General features: G+C 69.3%; 24 protein-coding genes. 9 read left to right on the top strand and 15 right to left on the bottom strand.

Features of this window, described 5'->3' with window-relative positions:
- Positions 1 to 3 precede the first annotated feature (3 nt).
- The 5 genes from ABD106_RS05150 to ABD106_RS05130 all read right to left on the bottom strand — a co-directional run bounded on the left by ABD106_RS05150 (position 4) and on the right by ABD106_RS05130 (position 4674).
- On the bottom strand, positions 4 to 945 hold the full coding sequence (locus ABD106_RS05150; RefSeq protein WP_343918058.1) for a zinc-binding dehydrogenase: 942 nt from the start codon (positions 943 to 945) through the stop codon (positions 4 to 6).
- Positions 946 to 1172: 227 nt separating this feature from the next.
- Positions 1173 to 1469 (bottom strand): hypothetical protein, encoded by a 297-nt coding sequence (locus tag ABD106_RS05145; RefSeq protein ID WP_343918056.1) that lies wholly within the window; start codon positions 1467 to 1469, stop codon positions 1173 to 1175.
- A gap of 113 nt (positions 1470 to 1582) precedes the next feature.
- A complete protein-coding gene (locus ABD106_RS05140; protein WP_343918054.1) occupies positions 1583 to 1768 on the bottom strand; it encodes a hypothetical protein in 186 nt (61 codons plus the stop codon).
- Between the two features lie 308 nt (positions 1769 to 2076).
- A complete protein-coding gene (locus ABD106_RS05135) occupies positions 2077 to 3741 on the bottom strand; it encodes an ABC-F family ATP-binding cassette domain-containing protein (RefSeq protein WP_343918052.1) in 1665 nt (554 codons plus the stop codon).
- A gap of 69 nt (positions 3742 to 3810) precedes the next feature.
- On the bottom strand, positions 3811 to 4674 hold the full coding sequence (locus tag ABD106_RS05130; protein WP_343918050.1) for a GyrI-like domain-containing protein: 864 nt from the start codon (positions 4672 to 4674) through the stop codon (positions 3811 to 3813).
- A 333-nt stretch (positions 4675 to 5007) separates the two neighbouring features.
- Between ABD106_RS05130 and ABD106_RS05125 the strand changes: the two genes are divergently transcribed.
- Entirely contained in the window at positions 5008 to 5346 is a 339-nt protein-coding gene (locus tag ABD106_RS05125; RefSeq protein ID WP_343918048.1) for a TraR/DksA family transcriptional regulator, read from the top strand.
- Here ABD106_RS05125 and ABD106_RS05120 read toward each other — a convergent pair.
- The 8 genes from ABD106_RS05120 to ABD106_RS05085 all read right to left on the bottom strand — a co-directional run bounded on the left by ABD106_RS05120 (position 5330) and on the right by ABD106_RS05085 (position 12472).
- On the bottom strand, positions 5330 to 6592 hold the full coding sequence (locus tag ABD106_RS05120; protein WP_343918046.1) for a flavin monoamine oxidase family protein: 1263 nt from the start codon (positions 6590 to 6592) through the stop codon (positions 5330 to 5332). The two genes, ABD106_RS05125 and ABD106_RS05120, sit on opposite strands and share 17 nt — an antisense overlap.
- A 17-nt stretch (positions 6593 to 6609) precedes the next feature.
- Entirely contained in the window at positions 6610 to 7314 is a 705-nt protein-coding gene (locus ABD106_RS05115; RefSeq protein ID WP_343918044.1) for a Type 1 glutamine amidotransferase-like domain-containing protein, read from the bottom strand.
- Between the two features lie 8 nt (positions 7315 to 7322).
- On the bottom strand, positions 7323 to 7832 hold the full coding sequence (locus ABD106_RS05110) for a hypothetical protein (RefSeq protein ID WP_343918042.1): 510 nt from the start codon (positions 7830 to 7832) through the stop codon (positions 7323 to 7325).
- 9 nt (positions 7833 to 7841) lie between these two features.
- Positions 7842 to 10424 (bottom strand): excinuclease ABC subunit UvrA, encoded by a 2583-nt coding sequence (locus ABD106_RS05105; protein WP_343918040.1) that lies wholly within the window; start codon positions 10422 to 10424, stop codon positions 7842 to 7844.
- 58 nt (positions 10425 to 10482) lie between these two features.
- Positions 10483 to 10839, bottom strand: a complete 357-nt coding sequence (locus ABD106_RS05100; protein ID WP_343918038.1) for a hypothetical protein — start codon at positions 10837 to 10839, stop codon at positions 10483 to 10485.
- A gap of 69 nt (positions 10840 to 10908) precedes the next feature.
- Positions 10909 to 11109, bottom strand: a complete 201-nt coding sequence (locus ABD106_RS05095) for a three-helix bundle dimerization domain-containing protein (protein WP_343918036.1) — start codon at positions 11107 to 11109, stop codon at positions 10909 to 10911.
- Between the two features lie 52 nt (positions 11110 to 11161).
- Positions 11162 to 11887 (bottom strand): competence/damage-inducible protein A, encoded by a 726-nt coding sequence (locus ABD106_RS05090; RefSeq protein WP_343918034.1) that lies wholly within the window; start codon positions 11885 to 11887, stop codon positions 11162 to 11164.
- 96 nt (positions 11888 to 11983) lie between these two features.
- Entirely contained in the window at positions 11984 to 12472 is a 489-nt protein-coding gene (locus tag ABD106_RS05085) for an SOUL family heme-binding protein (protein WP_343918032.1), read from the bottom strand.
- A 92-nt stretch (positions 12473 to 12564) separates the two neighbouring features.
- Between ABD106_RS05085 and ABD106_RS05080 the strand changes: the two genes are divergently transcribed.
- From ABD106_RS05080 to ABD106_RS05065, 4 genes are all read left to right on the top strand, one after another.
- Positions 12565 to 13179, top strand: a complete 615-nt coding sequence (locus tag ABD106_RS05080; RefSeq protein WP_343918030.1) for an NAD(P)-dependent oxidoreductase — start codon at positions 12565 to 12567, stop codon at positions 13177 to 13179.
- Between the two features lie 96 nt (positions 13180 to 13275).
- Positions 13276 to 14034, top strand: a complete 759-nt coding sequence (locus tag ABD106_RS05075) for a hypothetical protein (RefSeq protein ID WP_343918028.1) — start codon at positions 13276 to 13278, stop codon at positions 14032 to 14034.
- Between the two features lie 181 nt (positions 14035 to 14215).
- Positions 14216 to 14479 (top strand): type II toxin-antitoxin system prevent-host-death family antitoxin, encoded by a 264-nt coding sequence (locus tag ABD106_RS05070; protein WP_343918026.1) that lies wholly within the window; start codon positions 14216 to 14218, stop codon positions 14477 to 14479.
- Complete coding sequence (locus ABD106_RS05065) at positions 14472 to 14741, top strand: type II toxin-antitoxin system RelE family toxin (protein ID WP_343918024.1); 270 nt, start codon at positions 14472 to 14474, stop codon at positions 14739 to 14741. The genes ABD106_RS05070 and ABD106_RS05065 overlap by 8 nt, the downstream gene beginning before the upstream one ends.
- Positions 14742 to 15046: 305 nt before the next feature.
- On the opposite strand, the gene ABD106_RS05060 is transcribed toward ABD106_RS05065, so the two are convergent.
- Entirely contained in the window at positions 15047 to 15262 is a 216-nt protein-coding gene (locus tag ABD106_RS05060; RefSeq protein WP_343918022.1) for a hypothetical protein, read from the bottom strand.
- 855 nt (positions 15263 to 16117) lie between these two features.
- Between ABD106_RS05060 and ABD106_RS05055 the strand changes: the two genes are divergently transcribed.
- The 3 genes from ABD106_RS05055 (at position 16118) to ABD106_RS05045 (ending at position 18632) form a co-directional block, all read left to right on the top strand.
- Positions 16118 to 16942 (top strand): hypothetical protein, encoded by an 825-nt coding sequence (locus tag ABD106_RS05055; protein WP_343918020.1) that lies wholly within the window; start codon positions 16118 to 16120, stop codon positions 16940 to 16942.
- A gap of 119 nt (positions 16943 to 17061) precedes the next feature.
- The gene (locus ABD106_RS05050; protein WP_343918018.1) at positions 17062 to 17586 is read left to right on the top strand and encodes a hypothetical protein; all 525 of its coding nucleotides are present in this window, start codon (positions 17062 to 17064) and stop codon (positions 17584 to 17586) included.
- Between the two features lie 212 nt (positions 17587 to 17798).
- Positions 17799 to 18632, top strand: a complete 834-nt coding sequence (locus tag ABD106_RS05045; RefSeq protein ID WP_343918016.1) for a hypothetical protein — start codon at positions 17799 to 17801, stop codon at positions 18630 to 18632.
- Between the two features lie 202 nt (positions 18633 to 18834).
- On the opposite strand, the gene ABD106_RS05040 is transcribed toward ABD106_RS05045, so the two are convergent.
- Entirely contained in the window at positions 18835 to 20577 is a 1743-nt protein-coding gene (locus ABD106_RS05040; protein WP_343918014.1) for an SIR2 family protein, read from the bottom strand.
- 364 nt (positions 20578 to 20941) lie between these two features.
- On the opposite strand from ABD106_RS05040, the gene ABD106_RS05035 reads away from it, so the two are divergent.
- Complete coding sequence (locus ABD106_RS05035; RefSeq protein WP_343918012.1) at positions 20942 to 21637, top strand: trypsin-like peptidase domain-containing protein; 696 nt, start codon at positions 20942 to 20944, stop codon at positions 21635 to 21637.
- Positions 21638 to 21793 lie beyond the last annotated feature (156 nt).

Raw genomic sequence — 21793 nt, 5'->3', positions numbered from 1 at the left:
AGGTCAGTCGGCGACCTTCGCGACCAGGCGACCGACGACGGTGCCGTCGGCGAGCTGCTGGACACCGGATGCGATCTCCTCGAAGTCGATCTCGGTGATCGCGGGCTGCAGGTCGCCCGAGGCCAGGTGGCGCATCGTCTCGACGATGTCCTCCTTGCTGCCGCCCACCGAGCCGTGCAGCTGCTTCTTGCCCAGGATGAGCGAGTACGTGTCGATCGTCGCCTCGAGCTTGCCCATGCCCACCTGCACGACGCGGCCGCCGGCCTTCACAGCCTTGAGCGCATCCGCCGTCGTCACGCCGAAGCCCGCGTAGTCGATGATGACGTCGAGCTCAGCGTCGGCGAACTCCGTGATCGACGCAGCGACCTCCGTCGCGCCCGCCTCGCGAGCCCGGGCCCACACAGACTCGTTGATCTCGGCGACGTACACGTCCGCGCCGCGGAGCTTCGCCACGCGCGCGCCGATCTGTCCGAGACCGCCGAAGCCGATGATGCCGACCTTCATGCCCGCCTCGACGCCAGCCGTCGAGAGCGCACCGACAGAGGTCATGCCGGCGTCGGTCGCGGCGGCGGCCTGCGCGTAGGTGACCTCGTCAGGGATGGCGACGAGGGCCTCGGTCGAGACCTCAGCGCGGTCCTCCCACGCCCCGTCCACCATGTAGCCCATGAACTCGGCCATCGGCCAGACGGCGACGCGATCGCCGACCTTCCACTCGGTGACGCCCTCGCCGACCTCGCTGATGACGCCGGCCGTCTCGTGGCCGGGGACGACGGGGAGCTCCTTCATGTTCTCGAGCCACTTCTCGTCCTCGAGGATGCCGACGTCGGAGTGGCACAGGCCCGCAGCCTTCACATCGACGACGACCTTGCCGGGACCTGCGGTGGGCTCGGCGATGTCGACTCGCTCGAAGTCCTTGTGGGTGCCGACGAAATGCCATGCGCGCATGAGAATCTCCTTCGATATTGAACGGAATGCGCTCTCATCCTACGTTCGACGGCGCGGCCGGACCAGGGACGTCCGCTCGCGGCACAATCCGCGCATGCTCGGCCGGACCCGCGGCTTGTGTGCGAGAGCGACGCGCACCTGCTCGAGCTCGTGTCGCGACACATCCGCTCGATCGAAGGCGTGCGCGACACCGACACGCTGCTGTACCTCAAGCTGCAGCAGCAGAGCTACGCGTGGGGCGTGCGCTGCGCGGCGCGACCGAAGCGGAAGTGGCGCGCGCCGTTCGCGCGCGACCACCGGTGCTGCTCGAGCACGAGCACGACGGGGCGGCCGTGCCCGTCGACGCCGGCGAGGTGGAGGTAGGCGCGATCCGGCGTCTCCTCGAGCGCCGCGGGGTCGAGGCATGACCGCGCGACCCAGCCGCGCAGGGTCTCGACGCCCGCGACCGAGTCGTTGAGGTTCGCCACGATCGCGCGGATCTGCGCGTCGGTGTAGGCGATCGGCGGGGGCGGCTCGACGTCCATGGCCGCAGGCTAGCGACGCCGCAGCGCACGGACGCCCAGGGCTGCGCGCGCTTTGCCTCAAGTGCTGCGCTGCCACGCGGGGCGCGCGGGGCCTGCGGGCCCGCTCGGACGGCTCAGCTGAAGCGCTGCCGCACGCGCTCGGCCTGCTCGGGGCTCAGCCTCCACAGGCTGCGGAACAGATGGCCGGCGAACGGCCCGTAGCCGTCGTCGGGGCTGCGGAGGAATGCGCGGATGGCTCGCCCGGCGTCGGTGTGCCCGAATTCGTCGGCGAGCTCGGCAACGCTGATCGATTCGTCCATCGACTCGACGGTAGACCGGGGCCCGCGGTCATCCGCCGCGATCCGCGGCCGTGCTCCCTACGCTTCGCGCAGAGCCTGCCCAGGTGCTGAGCCGCCGCCCAAGGGCGCCGCAGGACTCGCTCAGACCCGGTCGACGCGCCCTCCGACGAGGCCCGCGGAGGCGGCCGATGCGCTAGACCTGGAGACAGCTCAGTCGATGTGCTCACAGGTGCGGACAGGGCGTGCGCCCCGGCGACCGCGTGCAACGGTCTCCGGGGCTTCACCGTGCGGCGGCCGGATCGCAGGAGCGGTCCGACGCGGGCCCGGTGTCAGTGCTCGGTGACCTGGCCCGCCTCGACGTGCCAGCGCCGGTCGGTCTCGACCGTCGCGAGCATCCGTCGGTCGTGCGTCACGAGCAGCAGCGTGCCGTCGTACGACTCGAGCGCCTGCTCGAGCTGCTCGATGGCCGCGAGGTCGAGATGGTTCGTCGGCTCGTCGAGCACGAGCAGGTTGACGCCGCGTGCCTGCAGGAGCGCGAGCGCCGCGCGCGTGCGCTCTCCCGGAGAGAGCTCGTCGACCGGGCGGCCCACGTGGTCTGCGCGGAGGCCGAACTTCGCCAGCAGGGTGCGCACCTCGCCCGATGCGAGCTCGGGCACGAGCGACTCGAACGCCGCGGCGAGCGGCTGCGAGCCGGCGAGCAGCGAGCGCGCCTGATCGATCTCGCCCACCTGCACGCTCGCGCCGAGGCTCGCCGAGCCCTCGCCGGGCGCCTGCTGCCCGAGCAGCGCGCGCAGGAGGGTCGACTTCCCGGCACCGTTCGGCCCCGTGATGCCGATCCGCTCCCCCGCGTTCACCTGCAGCGACACCGGGCCGAGCGTGAACGCCCCCTGGCGGATGACCGCTCCGCTCAGCGTCGACACGACCGAGCTCGAGCGCGGCGCCGAGCCGATCGTGAACTCGAGCTGCCACTCCTTGCGCGGCTCCTCCACCTCGTCGAGGCGCGCGATGCGGCTCTCCATCTGGCGCACCTTCTGCGCCTGCTTCTCGCTCGACTCGGTCGATGCCTTGCGACGGATCTTGTCGTTGTCGGGCGACTTCTTCATCGCGTTGCGCACGCCCTGGCTCGACCACTCGCGCTGCGTCCGCGCCCGAGCGACGAGATCGGCCTTCTTGTCGGCGAACTCGTCGTACTGCTCGCGCGCATGGCGGCGGACCGTGGCCCGCTCCTCGAGGTACGCGTCGTAGCCACCGCCGTAGATGCGGTTCGAGTGCTGCGCGAGGTCGAGCTCGAGCACTCGGTTCACGCAGCGGGCGAGGAACTCGCGGTCGTGGCTGACGAGCACGACCCCGCCGCGGAGCCCCTGCACGAACGACTCGAGCCGCTCGAGCCCGTCGAGGTCGAGGTCGTTCGTCGGCTCGTCGAGCAGCACGATGTCGAAGCGCGACAGCAGCAGCGCCGCGAGCCCGACGCGAGCCGCCTGCCCGCCCGAGAGCGACGTCATCATCGCCTCCTCGATCGAGGCGCCGTGCAGCTCGAGGCCGAGCTCGGCGAGCACGACCGGGATGCGCTCCTCGAGGTCGGCGGCGCCGCTCGCGAGCCAGCGCTCCAGGGCAGCCGAGTATGCGTCAGCGGGGTCGACGCCGGGGGCGGTGAGCGAGGGGTCGCCGAGCGCCTCGGCCGCCGCGTCCATGTCCCGGGTCGCCTCCGCGCATCCGGTGCGCCGCGCGATGTGCTCGGCGACCGACTCGCCCGGCACCCGCTCGTGCTCCTGCGGCAGCCAGCCGACGAACGCGTCGGCGGGCGCGAGCGCCACCGTGCCGGCCTGCGGCTCGTCGACGCCCGCGAACAGCTTCAGGAGCGTCGACTTGCCGGCGCCGTTCGCGCCGACGACTCCGACGACGTCGCCGGGCGCGACGGTCAGGTCGAGCGAGTCGAAGAGCGTGCGGTGGCCGTACCCGCCGGCGAGGCCCCGAGCGACGAGTGTTGCGGTCATCCCGCAAGTCTCTCAGCCTCCGGGGTCGCGCCCGGCGCCCGGCCGGTCAGGTGCGGCGAGCGGCGCCGCTCACGCCCGTTCGACGGGCATCCACAGCTCGCAGTGCGCGAAGCTCTCGGTCAGCTCGAGGTAGCGCAGGATCGTGGGGCCTGGCCGCAGCCGCCACGGGTTGGAGGGGAACCACTCCGTCGCCGTCGCCGCCCAGAGCTGCTGCAGCGCATCCGGGAACGCGCCGCGGGACGAGAACACCGCCCACGTGCCCGCGTCCACGCGGATGACGTCGAGGCCGTCGGGCACCGAGCTCTCCGGCGCGAGCGCGACGCCGTGCAGGTAGGTGAGCTCGGACCCTTCCGGCGCATCCGGCTCGAGGTCGGCCGTGACGGCGAGGATGCCCGACGGCTCGGTGTCGCTGAGCGCCTTGAGCCTGACGTGCTCCTCGGGCGCGATGCTCGCGATGTGCCGCTGGATGTGCGGGTTGACGCCCTCGTGGATGAGCGGGACCTGCGCCGCGTGCCCCACGAGCACGAGTTCCGGCCGGTCGGTGATGCTGACATCCATCGGTGTGCTCCCTTCGACGCTCAAGCGGAACCTGAGCAGTGGTTGTGTGCTGAACGGGCCGCCGTCTCGGCGCGCGTCGCTCGGTCCGATGCCGTGCACCGACCGGAACGCGCGCCCGAACGCCTCGACCGAGCCGTAGCCGTAGCGCACCGCGACCTCGAGCAGCTCGGGCGCCCCGGCCGCGAGGTCGGCGGCCGCGAGCGTCATCCGCCGACGGCGCGCGTACTCCGATACCGGCATGCGCGCGAGCGACGAGAACATCCGCCGCAGGTGGTACTCGGTCGTGCCGTGCGATCGCGCGAATGCCGCGACGTCGAGCGGCTCGCCGAGGTTGCGCTCGACCAGGTCGACCAGGGCGTTCAGCGTGCCGATCATGTGGCCCTCCGTTCGCAGACGATCCTCCTCGACCGGCCGCGACTGGACCCGACCTTCCTGGTCCGATCCGATCAGCGGAGCGCGCTCAGCGCTGTTCGTCGAAGACCGCGCTCCGACGGTGACAGGAGCGGATGCGCAAGCGCACCGTCGCGTCGACCAGGGTCACGCCTCGCCGTCCGACCGACGAGACCCTGCCGAAGCGCAATCGTCCGAGGCTCCGAGCGCAGCGAGCCGGTGCGCGCTCTCAACCCGCATGACCCGGTACAGCTAGCCTGGCCGGATGATCGCTGCTCGCCCTGGGACGGATTCGCGCCCGTACGCGGGGTGCGCGCGGTGACGAGCAGCCGAGCGGACGGGATCGCCGCCCGTCGGCAGGAGCTCGTCGCGGCGCTCGAGGAGGTCGAGCGCGAGCTCGCCGAGCTGCGCAGCATGCGCGAGCGGCAGCACGACGACGACGAGCACGATCCCGACGGGGTCTCGCTGTCGTCGGAGTGGTCGCGGCTCGAGGGCCTGCGGCAGACGGAGGTCGCCGCGCTCGCCGCGATCGACGCTGCGGCGGCTCGGCTCTCCGCCGGCGACGACGGCATCTGTGCGGTGTGCGGCGGCCCGATCGCACCCGAGCGGCTCGAGGCCCGGCCGGACGCGACGACCTGCATCAGCTGCGCCCGCTGAGCCGCCGCTCCGCGGCTCGACCGGCACGATCGCCCGCGACGAGCGCTCCCTGGATCGATGCCGTCTCGCGGTGGTCGCCCGTGACGAGCACGCGCTCCGACGTCCAGACGGGGCCGCGGCGGATGGGCCCGGGCAGCTGGGCAGGCACGGCGTGCTCCACGACGTGGTGCGTGAGCACCTCCCACCGCCGCGTCGAGGTGCCGAACAGGCGGGCGAGGTCGCGGCGCACGTCGGCCTCGCTCGCACGGCCGTCGGGGCGGTCGAGCAGCGTGGTGGCCTGCACGAGGTGCTCGCCGCTCGGGGCGTACGACGGCGCCACCTCGGAGATGACGGCGGCGTTCCAGATCGGACCAGCTGGTCCCCCACCGGGTCGGGACGCGTCGAGCAGCAGGAACGGGCCCGTGCGCGGCTGCCCCGTCGCTCGGAACCACCAGGTCGTCAGCCCGTGCGTCGGAGGCGTAGGGAGCGCCGAGAGCTCACCGACCCGATCCGGCCCGACGGCTACGACGGCTGCCCTCGCGCGGATGATGCCGTCGTCGGTCGCCACCTGCACGGCGTCTCCCGTCTCGCGGATGTCGCGCGCAGCGGTGCGCAGCCGCACCGGCGCCGCGAGCGATGCCGCCAGCTGGTCGGGCAGCGCCTGCATCCCCTGTCTCGGGAGCCCCGGCGCGCCGAACGCGAACGAGCGCAGCAGCAGTCGCACGTAGTTCGCCGAGCTCTCACCGGCGCTCTCGACGAGCACGCCCGCGAGGAACGTGTCGAGCACGTCCCGTCGCAGGCGGCCGGTCATCCCGGCGGCGTCGAGCGATGCCCGCAGCGTCTCGTCGCTCGTCGCGCGCGAGGCGGTCCTGGCTCGCAGCAGCGTCGGTCCGAGCCAGCGAGCGAGCGCGAGCAGGTCGGCCGCGGGCGTGAGCTCGCTCGTCGCGGTGGCGAGCAGGTGCCGGGGATGCCGGAGCGGATGCGCGAGCGTGACCGCGCGATCCCCCGTGCGCACGGTCGCGCCGACCCCGAAGCGCTGCAGCTCGAGCGCCTCCACATCGATCCACCGCTGGACAGCGGGGTACGCGGGGTTCAGCAGCTGGAAGCCTCGATCGCAGCGGAAGCCGTCGATCACGTCAGTGCGGATCCGGCCGCCGACGGCCTCCTCCGCCTCGACGACCACGACCGAGCGACCGCTCGCCTCGAGCCGCCGAGCGCTCTGCAGCCCGGCGAGGCCAGCCCCGACCACGACGACGTCCGCGTCCATGCGGTCTGCTCCGATCCCTACCGCGCCGCCGGATCGGCGCTCGAGGGCGGGAAGCGCTCCCACTGGCCCTCGGAGATGACCTCGACCTCGCCGTCCACGACCGCGATGGCCGTCGCGTCGTCGATCGCGTACGTCGGGACCGGGATGCCCGACGCCCATCGCTCGATGTTGGCGCGCGACGTGTCGGGCATGTCGGGATCGTCGAGGTGCGGGTAGATCGTGAAGTCGACGAGCCCGAGCGGCTCGGCGCTCGACGCCATGTCGCTGCCGTCTGGCACGAACTCGAGGTCAAACTCGGCGTCGCAGTTGTAGGGCGTCACCGCGATGCTGCCCGCGCTCACGCCGACGTAGACCGCGTCGAGCGACGGCAGGAGCTCGGCCAAACCCGACTCCCGCATCCAATGGCACAGGTAGAGCACGTCGCCGCCCCAGACGAGCAGGGCGTCGACCTCGCGCACCATCGGCGCCCAGCTCGCGGGCCGGATGGTCGGCAGCGCCGTCAGCTCGAGCACGCCGAGCGACTTCCAGCCCAGCCCGGCGAGCGGGCTCGACGCCGCCCCTGTGATGGCCTCGAACGCCATGCTCGCGCCGCCCGGGAACGGGTGGACCGCGGTCGGGATGATGAGGGCGGTCGACTCGGCGATCGGCTTGCCGAGCATCTCGACGAGCGCGTCGGCGATGCGCGGGTTGCTGATGCCGCCGGAGGTCAGGAGGAACTTCATCGGGTGCCCTACTCCCAGCGGCTCGCGTCGACTGCGGCGCCGTCAGACCAGTCGTGCAGCTGGAACGCCGTGCTGACCCTCGAATGCTCGACGAGCTCGCCGTGGTCGCGGGCGATGACGACCAGCCGGTGGAGAGGGCTCGCCGCGCCCTGCGCCTCGATCGCGACAGCGATGCTGGTCGCTGTCTCGATGAGCCCATCGCGGGTCATCGGCTCCTGCATGCAGACATAGACGAAGGCTTCGATCCGAGTGCCGTCGTCGGGCATCGTGTCGAACGCCGGCCGCTCCCCGATGGACACAGCGTCCGGGAGGTCGGCGGAGTAGACCGCCTCCTGGATCTGCTCGGCGCCCTCGGGGACGCCGATGTCCGATTGGTTCCCCACGCAGCTGGTCGATGCCGCTGGTGCCTGCGTGAAGGCGGGAATCGGGTTCGGAGCCGCCGTCAGGACGACGGCGCTCGTGCAACCACCGAGGGCAGCAGCGACCATCAGCAGTCCGGCACCGATGATCATCCGCATGCGGCGATGCTACGCCGCGGCTGTGTGCTGCAGCGCTGCCGCGAGATAGGGCGCCGTGCGGCTCGCGCCATCGGACGCGACCTGCTCGGGCGTGCCCTCCGCGACGACCGTGCCGCCTGCATCCCCCGACCCCGGTCCGAGGTCGACGACCCAGTCGGCCTCGGCGACGATCCGCATGTCGTGCTCGACCATGATGACCGTGCTGCCACCGTCGACGAGGTGGTGCAGGTGCGCGAGCAGCCGGTCGGCGTCGGCCGCGTGCAGCCCCGACGTGGGCTCGTCGAGCAGGTAGAGGGTGTCGCCGCGCTGGCCCCGTCGCAGCTCCGATGCGAGCTTCACGCGCTGCGCCTCGCCGCCCGAGAGCTGCGGCGCCGGCTGCCCGAGCGCGACGTAGCCGAGCCCGACGTCGATGAGCGCGTCGAGGTGGCGATGCACCTCGACGTCGGTGAACCAGGCTCGGGCGTCGCTGACGCTCATCGCGAGGACGTCGGCGATCGACTTGCCGTCGAGCTCGATCTCGAGCGTCTCCGGGTTGTAGCGGCTGCCGCCGCACGTGGTGCACGGCGCGTGGACGGTCGGGAGGAACAGCAGCTCCACCTCCATGGTCCCCTCGCCCTTGCACGTCGGGCAGCGGCCGGCGGCCACGTTGAAGGAGAAGCGGCTCGCGCTGTAGCGGCGACCGCGAGCCTCCGGCGTCGCCGCGAACAGGGCTCGGACCCGGTCGAAGAGCCCCGTGTAGGTGGCGACGTTCGACCGCGACGTGCGCCCGATCGGCCGCTGGCTCACCTGCACGATGCGCCGCAGTCGCTCCTTCGGGCCCCGCGCTCGGCCGATGGTGACCGAGACGGTGCCCTGCGACAGCGGATCCTCGGGCGCTGCGGGCCGCTCGTCGGTGCCGGATGCGTGCTCGTCGACCTCGGCGGCGAGGCTCGCCTGCAGCAGCTCGGGCAGCGCCTGGACGACGAGCGTCGACTTGCCCGAGCCGGAGACGCCCGTGACCGCCGTGAGCGCCCCCAGCGGGAACGCGACGGTGAGGTCGCGCACGTTGTGCCGCGACACGTCGATGAGCTCGACGCGGTCGTCACCGGGTCGCCGAGTGCGCGCGACGCGTTCGAGCTCGACGTCGGGCGCATCGAAGAGGTACCGGCGCGTCACCGAGTCGCTCGCGTCGCGCAGTCCTTCGAGCTCGCCGCTGTAGAGCACGGCGCCGCCCTCGGTGCCGGCCCCCGGCCCGATGTCGACGATCCAGTCGGCCTGGCGGATCACGTCGAGGGAGTGCTCGACGAAGTAGACGGTGTTGCCGGTGTCGCGCAGGGTCGTGAGGATGCGCAGCAGCGACTCGGTGTCGGCCGGATGCAGTCCCGCCGACGGCTCGTCGAGCACGAAGACGACGCCGAAGAGCTGCGACAGCACTTGGGTCGCGAGCCGCATCCGCTGCAGCTCGCCCGACGACAGCGTCGACGTGGCCCGGTCGAGCGAGAGCGAGCCGAGCCCGAGGTCGATGATCGGCGACAGGCGCGCGAGCACGTCGGTGACGAGGCGTCGAGCCGCGAGCAGCTGCTCGGGTGCGGCGGTGCCGGACGTGCCGCGCGGCGTCCAGTCGGGCTCGAGCACGGCACGGAGCACGGCGGCGACGTCGTCGAGCGGCATCGCCGCGAGCTCGACGATGTCGCGGCCCTCGAACATGACCGCGAGCGCCTCGGGCTTGAGGCGCCTGCCGCCGCACTCGGGGCAGCGCACGCTCACCATGAACGACGCGGCGCGCTCGCGCATCCGCGCGCTCTTCGATCCCGCGAAGGTGTTGAGCACGAAGCTGCGCACGCCCTGGAAGGTGCTCATGTAGCGGGGCTCGACGCCCTCGGCGACGGCCTTCCGCACCTCGGCCGGCTCGCGGTCAGTGAACACGGGCACCTGGGGCGACTCATCGGTGAAGAGCACCCACTCCTGCTGCTCGCGCGGCACGTCGCGCCACGGGATGTCGATGTCGTAGCCGAGCGAGATGAGGCTGTCGCGCAGCTGCTTGCCGTGCCACGCCGTCGGCCACGCCGCGAGCGCGCCCTCCCGGATGGTGAGCGAGTCGTCGGGCACCATGAGCGCTTCCGGCACGTCGTGCACGCGACCGAGGCCGTGGCACGTGGGGCACGCACCCTGCACGGTGTTCATGGAGAAGTCCTCGGCGAGGAGCATCGGCGCTCCCTCCGGGTACGTGCCCACGCGGGAGTAGAGCATCCGGAGCACGTTCGCGATGGTGGTGGCGCTGCCGACCGTGGAGCGCGCCGAGCCGCCGGAGCGCTGCTGCGGCAGGGCGACGGCCGGCGGCAGCCCCTCGATCGAGTCGACGTCGGGGCTGCCGACCTGGCTCATGAGTCGGCGCGCATAGGGCGCGACCGACTCGAAGTAGCGACGCTGGGACTCGGCGTAGATCGTGCCGAACGCGAGCGAGCTCTTGCCGGAGCCCGAGATGCCGGTGAACGCGACGAGCGCGTCGCGCGGGATGTCGAGGTCGACGCTCTTGAGGTTGTGCTCCCTGGCGCCGCGGACGCGGACGCGCCCGAGGTCGGGGTCGAGCGGTGAGCGCGCTGGTGCATCCATCCAGCCAGTCTCTCGCGGGGTCGCTGTGACCTTGCGGACAACGGCCCGCTCGGCGCGCTCAGCCGATCGAGCCGCCGAAGCCCTGGCCGCTCCCCACCAGCGGATGCACGATCAGCACGCCCGAGACCACGGCTGCGGTCGCGATGAGCAGCACGATCTCGATCGGTGCGAGGCGTCGGCCAGCCGCGGCGGAGCGGACGAGGTGCACGACGACGGCCACCCCGACGAGCGCTGCCCAGACGAGCAGGGTCCACCCGATGACGTAGAGGAGCATCGCGCCCGCGCCGTCGGCGTCAGAGGTGCCGAGCCAGATGACGTCGGCCGCGGCGAGCGCGACGGCGGCACCTGCTGCCATCGCGAGCGCGACGCCCGCGACGACCGCGCTGGACGACGCATCCGCTCGAGTGGCTGCCACACCACGGATGCTAGGCGTGGCGACGCGGTCGCGGAAGGAGGCGTCGCTCATGGACGCCTCAGGCTCGCGCTACGGCTTGCGCTTGAGCCGCTTCTTCGTCGCACGTTCGGTGAGCACGAGCAGGAAGTCCTGCACCGGGCTGTTCTCGAGCTCGGCGAGCTCGGCGCGGGCCACGCGCTCGACCTCGTCGCGGTCGTAGTCCGGGTGCTTCTCGGTCAGCTTGGCCACGATCTGCGCGACGATCTCGTCCCGGTCCACTGTTCCGCTCACGCTCGAAGGTTGGCACAGCGTCGCGGACGACGCGAATCGGGGCGGGTTCGGCTCAGCCGTGCGAGCGACGGATGGCCTCGAGCCGCTCGATCGCCTGATCGATGCGGTCGGCGTCGGTGCCGCGGACGACGATGTTGGTGCCGTAGACCGATCCGGAATGGAAGGGATACGAGCCGATGCTGAGGTCGGGCATCTCGGCAGCGAGGTCGCGCAGCGGCGCGGCGATGCGGCCCTCCCCCACCTCGAAGCGCAGCTCGCGCGAGAGGACCGGCCGACCCGACTCGAGGCTCGGCAGCACCGCGTCGAGCATGGCGACGAAGATCGCCGGGACGCCGGCCATGACGTGGACGTTGCCGATGCTGATCCCGGGTGCACCGCTGAGCGGGTTGTCGATGAGCTCGGCCCCGTGCGGGATGCGCGCCATGCGGAGGTGCTCCGGCGTGAGCGTCCTCGTGTGGCCCACCGCGGCCTGCAGGAGCGCGCGGGCGTCGTCGCGCACGTCGATGCCGACCCCGAAGGCGTCGGCCACGGCATCCGCAGTGATGTCGTCGTGCGTCGGGCCGATGCCGCCGGAGGTGAACACGTGCGTGTGCGCGGCACGGAGTGCGTTGAGCGCGTCGACGATGACGTCGTGGTCGTCGGGCACGACGCGGATCTCGCGCAGGTCGATGCCCAGCTTCCCGAGGCGACCGGCAAGGTGGTACGCGTTCGCCTCGCGCGTGCGGCCCGAGAGGATCTCGTCGCCGATCACGAGCATGGCGGCGGTCGGATTCGTCATGGGATCAGACTGTCGTAGCGACCTGGAGGAAGCCGAAGAGGCGACAGCAGCCGGGCACGTGACCGGGCGTCAGAGCGAGCCATCGCGTGCGGTGCGTCACGCGAGGCTGACGAGCGCCTCGTTCCGCTTCAGGAATCCGGGCTTCCAGGGCGGGTCGTAGCGAGCGAAGTAGACCGGTCCGGCTGCAGCCGTGCCATCCCGCGCGAGCGCTGCCTCGAGCGCGTCGGCGTTCTGCTGGTATCGCGTCTCGTTCGAGCCACCGCTGAACCTCCGCGCGGCAACCCGCCTCTCGGGAACGCTCACGGTGCGGACCGAGGCGTCGGCCGGAGCCGGCACGCGCGTGGCATCCGCCGGCATCACGAAGCTCACCGTGTACTGCTGCTCCGCGCTGGGCGCTTGGATCACCGGCGCCGTCATCGAGATGTTCGACGCTGTGATGTAGCGGATGAGTGGCCCGAAGCCCCGATTGCCCGCCTCGAAGAACGACCCGTCGGCTTCCACCTGAGCGAGCATGTGCGCGGGGTACACGCGCACCTCGTAGCCGTCATGCACGGACACCACCGAGTAGCGCTGCTGCTCCGTCATGCAGCAACCGTACGCTCACCCGTCCCCGCACACCGCGCCAGCTTGTTGAGCCCCGATAGCGTGGCGGTGACATCGATCAAGGAGCGCGCGACGTGAAGATCACCCTCATCGGAGGCTCGCACGGCACCGGCGCTGCGCTGGCATCACGTGCACAGCAGGCCGGCCACGAGGTGACCATCGTCTCCCGCTCCGGTGGCTCCGTCCCCGGCGCTCGCGTCATCACGGGGGATGCCGCCGAGCCGGCCACGGCGGCGGAGGCCGTCTCGGGTGCCGACGCCGTGGTCATCACCGTCGGTGGCGCGAAGGGCAAGCCGCTGCAGCGCACGGCCGTCACCCGCAGCGTCGTCGCCGCCATGGAGGCCGCAGGGACCAGGCGTCTGCTGGTGCAGTCGTCGCTCGGCGCGGGCGGTTCGGCCTCCCAGCTGCCCGGGTTCTTCGGCTACGTCACCAAGGTGCTCCTGGCGAAGCCCCTGGCGGATCACGACCAGCAGGAGGCCGTGGTGCAGCGCTCGACGCTCGACTGGACCATCGTGCGACCGACCGGGCTGACCGACAAGGAGCCGCTCGGCCGATGGACCGCCCTGGAGGTCACGGACGAGGGGAAGCTCACCGGATCCATCCCGCGCGGGGACCTCGCGTCGTTCATGCTCGAGGCGCTGGAGGATGACTGGACGATCGGCAAGGCGCTGGGCATCAGCAGCCGATAGCCGATAGCCGAAGTACGCTCGGCGAACGTCCTCTCCGCCGAAGGCATGGCGCCTCATCCCGGACGAACGCACCGCCCATCGACGCCGAAGGACTCCATGACTCGCGCGACCCGCGGCCCCGCAATCGCGATCGCCTGCCTGCCCGTGCTCCTGCTGGTCGCCGGCTGCGCCCCCGGCCCGCTCGCGGCGTCGACCGAGACCGCGACTCCGAGCGCAGCCGCCTCGCCGCCAGCACCAACGGAGCCCGCGTCGTCTGCGACACCCTCACCATCAGGCGCCGCGCCGACCGAGCGCCCGGACAGCGCTGAGTGGCAAGAGCTCGCCGTCGACGACTGGCTGACGCTCACCACCCCCGCCGGGTGGCAGGTGGAACCGCGGCTCACATCCGACTCCCCGGGCGACCTCGCCATCACCGACGAGACAGGCTACGAGCGCATCACGGTCTTCTTCGACGAGCGCGACCGCGTGTTCGACGTGCCCGCATGCACCCCATCCCAGATCCCCTTCCGAGTCATCTCCGACACGGAACGGGCAGAGGCGCTCCCCGCCGAGGGGCTGGCGCAGTCGACGGCGATCTATGAGTTCGACGACTACGACTCCAGTGGTGCGCTCAGCGGGAAGCTCTACGAGCTCCGCACGCACCTCCACGAACCCGACCGCGTGACGGGCGACGACTGCGCGCCCGCCTCCGGCGTCTACCCCGGCAGCGGCGGCTACCTGGTGGTCTCGGCCCACTTCGGCACCGACGGCGCGGGGCTGCGATTCCCGGACTGGGAGGCTGCGGAGGCGTTCGCGGCCACCGAAGCGTTCCAGACGGTCGAGACGGTGATCGGCAGCGCCCGGATCACGCTCTGACCGCAGGAGCGCGCGCACCGTCGATCGTGCCGCGACCGGTGTCGTCACCGACATCCAGGTCGGCCCGATGCTCGTCGCGCTGAGCGCGCAGCGCGATCCGTGCAGCCCTGCGGCGCAGGCGCTGACCGAGGGGAGCGCTTCGAGCATTGCCACGAACAACGCGAAAATGTACAATCCAGCCATGACCTCGATCCCCTCGACCGCTGCGAGGCAGCGCTGGGCGCAGACGATCGACGCTGCGCGCCGCACACCCATCACGATCACCGAGCACGGTCGCGAGACCGTCGTCGTCATGGACGTCGAGCTGTCCCGTCGCGCGCTGGCCGCGCTCGAGGACGCAGAGGACGCCGCGGCCGCGGAGGAAGCGGCGCGAGCGATCGCGCAGGGCGAGGAGACGGTGCCGCTGTCGGCGCTCGCGCGCGAGCTCGGCTTCAACATTGGCTGATCGCTACGACGTCCAACTGTCGAAGGGTGCTGCGAGAGCGCTGCGCAAGCTCGACCGGCCCGTGCAAGCGCGCATCCTCGCCGCCCTCGCCCTGCTCCGGGACGACCCGCGGCCAGCGACCGTGAAGGCGCTCAGCGGCCACCCCGGCTATCTGCGCGTCCGAGTCGGTGACTACCGCGTCATCTACACGATCGAGGATGACCACCTGGTGGTGCTCGTGCTCACCATCGGGCACCGCCGCACGGTGTACCGCACGCTCTAGGCTGCGACCTCTTGACGGTGCAGCACGCTTTGCCATGCGAAGGCGACACGACGCTCTACCTACTCGCACCTGTGGCCGACTGCTGAGGACCGCATTCGAGCCGCGGCTGTTGAAGCCGGAGCCCCAGTGTGCGTCCGCAGAACTCAGAAGGTCTCTACACGTTGAAGCGGAACGTTGCCGAATGACCTGCGGAGCATTGGGAGACGCTGACTCCCCTGTGTTTTAGCAGGATCTGGGCACTCGGACCCTTGGCCGGTACTGCCGTGCGCGGGACTTCTTGCGGACTTTCTGCGGACTCAGCCGCGTCACTTGTCGTTGGGTTGCGCGTCGAGCCAGCGCTCGAGGTCGGCTGCGCGGATGACGGGCTTGGTGTTCTTCGGGCCGATGTAGGTGGCGATGAGGTAGTGATTGCGGATCGCCTCGTTGATGGTGGTGACGCCGGCACCTACGCTCCACGCCGCCTCCTGCACGCTGTACGCCTTCTTGCAGCAGCAGTTGGAGTGATCTTCGTTCGGCTTCATGTGACGTCCTCACTTGTAGTCATGCGGATCTTTAAGCCTGTCGGAATTGCCCCTTTCGGTCCAGCGCCAGATACGGTACAAACAGGCCCCAATATGAGGCAAAAGTGCCTTTTCGACGAGCTCGACGACCGCTGTGAGCAGTGCGGTGCGCTCATGTGGGACGAGCGCTGCCGAGCCTGCGGCCACGTCAGGGAAGCACCTCCGCACGTCGACAAGCCCGACGACGGCGAAGTGCAAGGCATCCGCGGCTGGTAGCTAGGCTCCACGCATCGACGCCTCACCCGACCCCATCGAACGCCTGACGCAGATTGCCGACGAACTCGACAAGGGAGCCGACGCCAGCGGCATCGCCAGCGAGCTGCGCACCATCGCTGAAGATCTCGATATGCTGAGGAATGTTCAATAGCAGTCAGTTGGCGAGTCGCGCCTCTTCGAATGTACGTTCGAACACGTGACGATCAGGCCATGCGAGTGGGACGTGCTGCACCCGCTCGACGGGAGGCCGCCGGCCGTCATACGACTGCTTGTCATGGGGCCGAACCGCGAGCCCTACTATCGAGCCGTCTCACCGGAGCCGGATCGCTCACAGCGACGACTTATCGGCTACTGGGGCTCGCTCGAGCACGCACACGACGGGGTACTCGCTTTGTACGAGCACCTGAGTCAGCGATCGCTCGCGGGCGGCGACATGCCGCCGTCTCGACCACTTGTGCCGCAGAAGCCGGCACCGGGCGCCCCTGAGCAGAGAAGGGCCGCGCGGCCAGCGAAGCACTCGACTCGGGCATGACTGTCCTACGCGCTCCGGAAAGAGAGATACCGTCGCGCTGTACAGCGAGACGGTATCTGAACCCCTGGATGGACGGGGACTTCGCTGTCAAGGATATCTTGACAGGCGTGCTTGGTCAACTTTCGCCGCAGGCTTCAGCGTCGCTAGCCGGATCGCTTGCTCGCGATCGTTTCCGCGCGTACGTTCGGCCCTTCGGCGGTGATCAGGCGGCCGGCAGCAGACTCTACGTCCTAGATGTCGAGCTGGCAGGAGCGCTGCTTGAGCTCGTGCACTTCGCCGAGGTCCTCCTGCGCGAGCGCATCCATCGCGAGCTGACGTCGGTCGATGGCCCGCAGTGGTACAACGATCCTCGACATGTCCTCGACTACCGCACCCGCGGCGCGATCGCGAAGGCGTCGAACAGGCTACCCACGCGGTTCTCGCCTGGTCAGATGGTTGCAGAGCTCAACTTTGGAACCTGGGCGGGCTTATTCGAGCAGGGTGGGCAGATCAAGCATCGGGATGGATCTTTCGTCAGGCAGGCAGACTACGACGCTGATTTGTGGGCTCCAGCGCTCCACAGTGTTTTCGACCGCGAGTGGCCGAGTGTGACTCGCATTGATGCCGAAGGTCTACTCCGTCGCGTCCGCAATGGTCGGAATCGCATCTCTCATCACGAGTCGCTGGTCTTCGGAATTCATCAGCACGGTGAGCGCACGCCCGGTGGTAAGTTCCGTAGACAGCCCATAGGGAGCTTCTTGAGCGATGTCCGGCGATTGATCCAGGTGCTTGACAGCAGCATGGGAAAGTGGCTCGACACGTGCGATCACGCGGAGGAACTGCTCCGAGACTCGCTTGCGCTTCGCGCGGATCAATATGCACAAGGGCACCTGCGGAACCGCGAGTGGATCTAGCGGCCGCCCGTCAGAAGTTCACGCCACCCATTCCCACGCGGCTTCTCTGCCTCTGCGGTGCTAAGCGGCTTTCACCCGCAGAGGCCTCCGTCGATCAGGGGTCCGCGTATGGTCGACGCATGGACGACCCCACCGCTGTGATTCTCGCCGGGCTGATCGCCGCAATCGGCACCGTCATCGTCGCGTTGATCACCACCCAGCGGGTTCCCGCGCGGGTGAGGAAGGTCGAGAAACTTGCAGCTGCAGCTCAAGCGATCGGCGCGGAGCCTGAAACGCGCGCCGAACTCAACAGGGCGATTAGAGCGGAAATCCCCCCGGACGCGACTCTCATCAGCGAGCGCCTGACGGAGCGCCGTTCCTTCGCCTGGTTGCCAGCCACCTCCGTAGCGATGGCAGCGCTCGCGGCGATCGCGGTGGTAGTCGTCGAGCAATTTGCGGCGAATGGCGCTAACTTCTCGCTCCCCGACATCGCAAGTTTTACGGGGCTTGCCGCGGGCTTGGTGACTGCAGTGGTGGCCGCCACAGGGATCGTGAGGCTGGTGAGCCGGCACCGCGACACCAGCCTCAACGACGAGATCGAGGAACTGCTGCGCAAGAGGCGTGAGGACAACGACCCAGGGAAGCGATCCTCCTACACGCTGTGACCGATGAAGCAGCCGCCAGAGACACGACGCCCAGCACCTAGGCGCTTCACACCAGGCGACTCGGGATCTCAGATCGGGCGCCAGAAAGGGTTGCGGATCCGGGGGGGGTATGAGCGCTAGCCTCCCGGGGCGCCGAAACGGGCAGGGGGAGGGTATGCAACCCTCCCCTGTCGGCGTCGAGGGAAGTCCGCCTGCTGCGCTACTCTCGCCGCATGGCCGCTGAAGACCAGATCGCAGCAGTAGCAGGCGAGCTACTGGTCCACAGTCCGGGCGCGGCGCTCTCCGTGGCCACCGCCTACGCGTACTCGCAGCTCGTACATCCCACCGTTAAGGTCACGGGGCAAACCATGGCAACGGCCTGGGAGACGCGCCTTAGTCGATGGTTGAAGATCACCAAGGACGCGGGTGAGATGACGCCGGAGGGGATGATCGACAAGCCGGTTAGCGAGCGGGTGTTGGCCCGCTCAACTGGCGAGTCCACCCTGTTCGATGATTCTGTACAGCAGCGGTACGCGTCGGGCATCATCGCTTCATCCCGAACAGGCGAAAGTGGGGACGACCGAGGCGTCGCCTTCCTCGCGATCCTCGAGGCGATGCCCGCGAGCCATGTGCGCTTGCACTACGCGTTCTACACGAGCATGCGCGACGCGATCCTTGTGGACAAGATCGATACGGCCTCAACCGCCCTTCAACAGAGTGCGTGGTCCCTGCCTTTCGATGCGATCAAGAACCTGTTCGACGACGCCAACCATCCGGCATGGGCAGCCACCGAAGCGATCGAGGTCTTGAAGGCGCAGGGGCTTATCAGTCACTGGCCCAATGACGAGGACATGTTGCGGTTCGGCTACACCAACCTGGGCCTGAGTCTCTATGGCTGGGCTCACGGCGCGGCCCAGATTGGCCTCGATCTCTCCGACGCGGAGTTTCCGGCTCATACCGTAGAGGGACCCCGCTTCGAGAGCTCCGCGAGCCTCTTCCGCCCAGCACAGTACTTTCCGGATCTCGATTTTACCCTGGGAGGCGCGACATCCGCGGAGAAGGATTAGTGACTCGGCCTCGGAGTAGGCCATTCCGAGCCGGTGTCAACACCCTGCCCTCCCCTCCCCCTGCCTCTGCGCCACGGTCGGCATAGGCGCATTTTGTGCACACGCGGACAGCGGGTCTACCACCTAGCTGTCCCGCTCGTCAGGCCGCGGCACGAACTCTCTCCAAAGGGATCAAGCCCGCTCGAGTGCAGTTCAAGAGGCCTCAGTACCGACGGTTCTTGCGGAGTTGCTCGACCACTTCGGCCAGCACCTCCGAGCCTTCCAGCAGCGACGCCCAAGCCGGGGCGTCGCCCGATGCAATGGCTCGCTCGAGGCGCATACGCGGCACGTGCGCGTCGTCATCATTCGAGCGATGCCAGAGCCGAAAGTCGGCGGCTGCGCCAGCGTGGACGCCTCGCATCGTTTCGCCGGCCGACAGGGACGCCGAGTTCGCGACCTGAATCCGGAACTCGACGTGAGGCATCAGCTCGACAACGTCCGAGTCAGAGATGTCGTCCTTCAGCACTGCCTGAAGATCAACCTGCAGAAGCTTCTCGACAGGAGTCTTGTACCGCGTGCCCCCGAACCGAGGCAGCTGCAGCCGATTGTCGAGCAGGTCGCCCAGCGCCACCCACGGGTGCATCAGACCACCGAGCGCGGCCTCTTCTTGCGCCGAGTAGCTCAGCGGACGGCCGGAGCGCGTGTTCAGCACTCGTAGCAGAGTGTCGTCACGACCGAATTTCAGTGAGGCGAGACCAACGGCGTAAGTAGCAAGGACCGCGGGGTACAGCTCCCAATCGCGGGTCGGCTGTCCGCCACGCGCGGCGGGAACCACCGCCGAGCGAACCGCTCCAGCTAGGAGCGCGTCTATCGAGGCGTCCGCGTAACGCACGCAGTGATACAGCGTTCTCGCGAGAGGCGTAGCTGCCGCGCGCACCTCCAGCAGGTACTCATCGAGACCTTCAACGTCGGCCACGTCGGCAGGCGGAAGCTGCGCGCTACCCGCCAGATCATCGAAAAGGTCAACTAGAGCAACCCGTTTGGTCGGGTCCGTCAAGTACCGCTTCGCCGTCGCCAGAGTCATCGCTGTCGTCAGCGGAGACTGAGCCATACCCTCCAGCGAGCGGATTGCGCCTCTCAAATCGGAGAACAAGGCGTCGGCGTCCGCAGCAGGTACTGAGCGCCCGTCGCGAAACTCGATCAGCCCCTTCGCCGCCTCCCCCTTGCTGCTGCGTGAGTCCCAGTACATCGGATACCGCCGCGCGGAGGTGGCTTTGATCAGGTCGACGAGCGCGTGGTCCCATTCAGCCGACCAGCCGGCCACAACCAAGCCGTATTCGTCGAAGACGCGGGACAGCAGCCTCGCCAGTTCTTCGGGGTAGGTCGAGAGTTCCTCGACAGTGTTACGGGTGTTGAGTTGCTGATAGTCCCCATGCAGCTTCACGACGGTGGGAGCACCGCGCGTCAGGGGCCTCATGCCTTGGATCGCCTCAATCGTGTCAATCACCTGGGGTTGCACCCCAGCCTCACGTATCGCGTCTTCCACGAGCCGATCAAAGTTCGTCGTCAGAACCACCTGGACATAGCCGTCGCTGACTAGTTCGGCGATCGCCCTGTGCGCAACAGTAGGCATTTTGATGCCGTCTGCGCGCTCCTCGGCGGTTGGTTCGAAGTAGCGAGCGAGCAGTTCGGCGCGGGTGCCCGGCGCCTGGGACAGCTTCTCAAGCACGGCCGAATATCCGGGTTCCTCGCCCTCGAGTTCTCTCCACCAAGCGGCCGGGTCCTCGAGGAGGCCCTCCCCACGGCTCGCCGCGACACGCTGGATCAGGTCGGTAACTACTCCCCAGCCCGTGGGCATACCAGCGCCCGTCGAGACGCCTGAACCCAGAAGCAAGGCGTAAACCCCCTTCTGCGCGTGCATCGAGGTCGCGAGGAAGGAAAGGGGCGAGAGTGGATCACCGGGCATGCTCCCATCATGGTGGGGAACAGGCGTAGAACCGCGATGGGGAGGCGCCCCCTCTACGCCGTCTGCCTCACACGGTCGGCTTAGTGACCAATCTCTCCCCGCGTTTTTTTCCACACGGGGAGAGATAGCTCACTATGCCGACCGAGCTGGGCGGGGGTGAGGGGGTGTAGACCCCGCCAGTCGTGGTCAGGCGACGGAGGTGAGGCGTCTTTCTCGTACCGCTATGCCCTCGCTGAGGTGATGGCAACCAGGAGCGTGAGCCCGGCCCCGCTGACGAGGCAGCCCCCCGCCAGCCGCCGCCACGGGTAGGGCCGAGCGCTACGGCTCCGTCACAGGTCGAAGTTGCAGATCGTATCTTTGGAGCGTGATAGAGCTGTCGGCCACTGGCATATCCGAGGCGCGTACCAAGGCAATCCCCATCCTCGCCGAGCCCCGGGGCGCCACGGTCGGTGGAACCGGCTTCCTGGCTCGCGTGCTCGGCAGGCCGTATCTCTTGACCGCAGGTCATATTGGCCAGCACGAACTTGCCGTTACCAGCGACTGGTCGACGTGGGCACCCAGCCTCGCCGCCTTACTGCCCGATGGCACGCGGCTGGAACTGCCTCTGTTCGCCGAGGATCCAAGCGGTCGCACGCCGCTGTTCCACTTCCACGAGACAGGCCCTGAGCCGGGCAGACTGCTCGACGCGATGGCGCTGGGAGCCGGCCACTACGGCGCTGATCTCGCACGCCTGGAGCATGCCTACGGTGCTTTCGATCTTCCCGCGGCGATGACAAGCCCTGGGGTCGGGCAACGATTGTTCGTCTTCGGATTCCCGACCGCGGGCGACGCCCCGTGGCCACAGCACCCGACCCCCATCCTCGCCCGGACCACGCTTGGCACGCGATACGGCTACCTCTTCACAGAGCCCGGAGCAGGGACCGGATACTCCGGTGGGCCGGTCGTCTACCCCGATGGGGCGCTCGCCGGCCTGTATTTCGGCGAGGAAGCTGCTTCCGGCAACGGAGCGGCCGTCGCAGCCGAAGCCGTCCCGCTGCTGGTATCTGAGTCGCCCTCGTAGGCTCCCTCAGGCGCGACAGAAGCGGCTCGCGGCTAGCGGAACCGTCGCAATGTCTCGAGACGCTCTCGGCTGCGCAATCGTTCCCTGCGGGAGAGCGACATGTGGCGATGCGTCATGAAGGCATAGCCTGCAAGCATTGACCGTCAGAAGGAGTAG

Origin of the sequence: Agrococcus citreus, from assembly GCF_039527715.1 — a bacterium.
GTDB classification, from domain to species: Bacteria; Actinomycetota; Actinomycetes; order Actinomycetales; family Microbacteriaceae; genus Agrococcus; species Agrococcus citreus.
This window is presented reverse-complemented; position numbering and strand designations above follow the sequence as displayed.

What these genes read in the sequence shown, in the direction of transcription:
- ABD106_RS05105 (WP_343918040.1), bottom strand. Translation starts at nt 10,424, where the DNA reads ATGGATGCACCAGCGCGCTCACCGCTCGACCCCGACCTCGGGCGCGTC.
- ABD106_RS05050 (WP_343918018.1), top strand. Translation starts at nt 17,062, where the DNA reads ATGGACGACCCCACCGCTGTGATTCTCGCCGGGCTGATCGCCGCAATC.
- ABD106_RS05130 (WP_343918050.1), bottom strand. Translation starts at nt 4,674, where the DNA reads ATGATCGGCACGCTGAACGCCCTGGTCGACCTGGTCGAGCGCAACCTC.
- ABD106_RS05075 (WP_343918028.1), top strand. Translation starts at nt 13,276, where the DNA reads ATGACTCGCGCGACCCGCGGCCCCGCAATCGCGATCGCCTGCCTGCCC.
- ABD106_RS05150 (WP_343918058.1), bottom strand. Translation starts at nt 945, where the DNA reads ATGCGCGCATGGCATTTCGTCGGCACCCACAAGGACTTCGAGCGAGTC.
- ABD106_RS05040 (WP_343918014.1), bottom strand. Translation starts at nt 20,577, where the DNA reads ATGCCCGGTGATCCACTCTCGCCCCTTTCCTTCCTCGCGACCTCGATG.
- ABD106_RS05070 (WP_343918026.1), top strand. Translation starts at nt 14,216, where the DNA reads ATGACCTCGATCCCCTCGACCGCTGCGAGGCAGCGCTGGGCGCAGACG.
- ABD106_RS05115 (WP_343918044.1), bottom strand. Translation starts at nt 7,314, where the DNA reads ATGAAGTTCCTCCTGACCTCCGGCGGCATCAGCAACCCGCGCATCGCC.
- ABD106_RS05145 (WP_343918056.1), bottom strand. Translation starts at nt 1,469, where the DNA reads ATGGACGTCGAGCCGCCCCCGCCGATCGCCTACACCGACGCGCAGATC.
- ABD106_RS05135 (WP_343918052.1), bottom strand. Translation starts at nt 3,741, where the DNA reads ATGACCGCAACACTCGTCGCTCGGGGCCTCGCCGGCGGGTACGGCCAC.
- ABD106_RS05085 (WP_343918032.1), bottom strand. Translation starts at nt 12,472, where the DNA reads ATGACGGAGCAGCAGCGCTACTCGGTGGTGTCCGTGCATGACGGCTAC.
- ABD106_RS05060 (WP_343918022.1), bottom strand. Translation starts at nt 15,262, where the DNA reads ATGAAGCCGAACGAAGATCACTCCAACTGCTGCTGCAAGAAGGCGTAC.
- ABD106_RS05055 (WP_343918020.1), top strand. Translation starts at nt 16,118, where the DNA reads ATGGACGGGGACTTCGCTGTCAAGGATATCTTGACAGGCGTGCTTGGT.
- ABD106_RS05110 (WP_343918042.1), bottom strand. Translation starts at nt 7,832, where the DNA reads ATGCGGATGATCATCGGTGCCGGACTGCTGATGGTCGCTGCTGCCCTC.
- ABD106_RS05045 (WP_343918016.1), top strand. Translation starts at nt 17,799, where the DNA reads ATGGCCGCTGAAGACCAGATCGCAGCAGTAGCAGGCGAGCTACTGGTC.
- ABD106_RS05120 (WP_343918046.1), bottom strand. Translation starts at nt 6,592, where the DNA reads ATGGACGCGGACGTCGTCGTGGTCGGGGCTGGCCTCGCCGGGCTGCAG.
- ABD106_RS05140 (WP_343918054.1), bottom strand. Translation starts at nt 1,768, where the DNA reads ATGGACGAATCGATCAGCGTTGCCGAGCTCGCCGACGAATTCGGGCAC.
- ABD106_RS05090 (WP_343918034.1), bottom strand. Translation starts at nt 11,887, where the DNA reads ATGACGAATCCGACCGCCGCCATGCTCGTGATCGGCGACGAGATCCTC.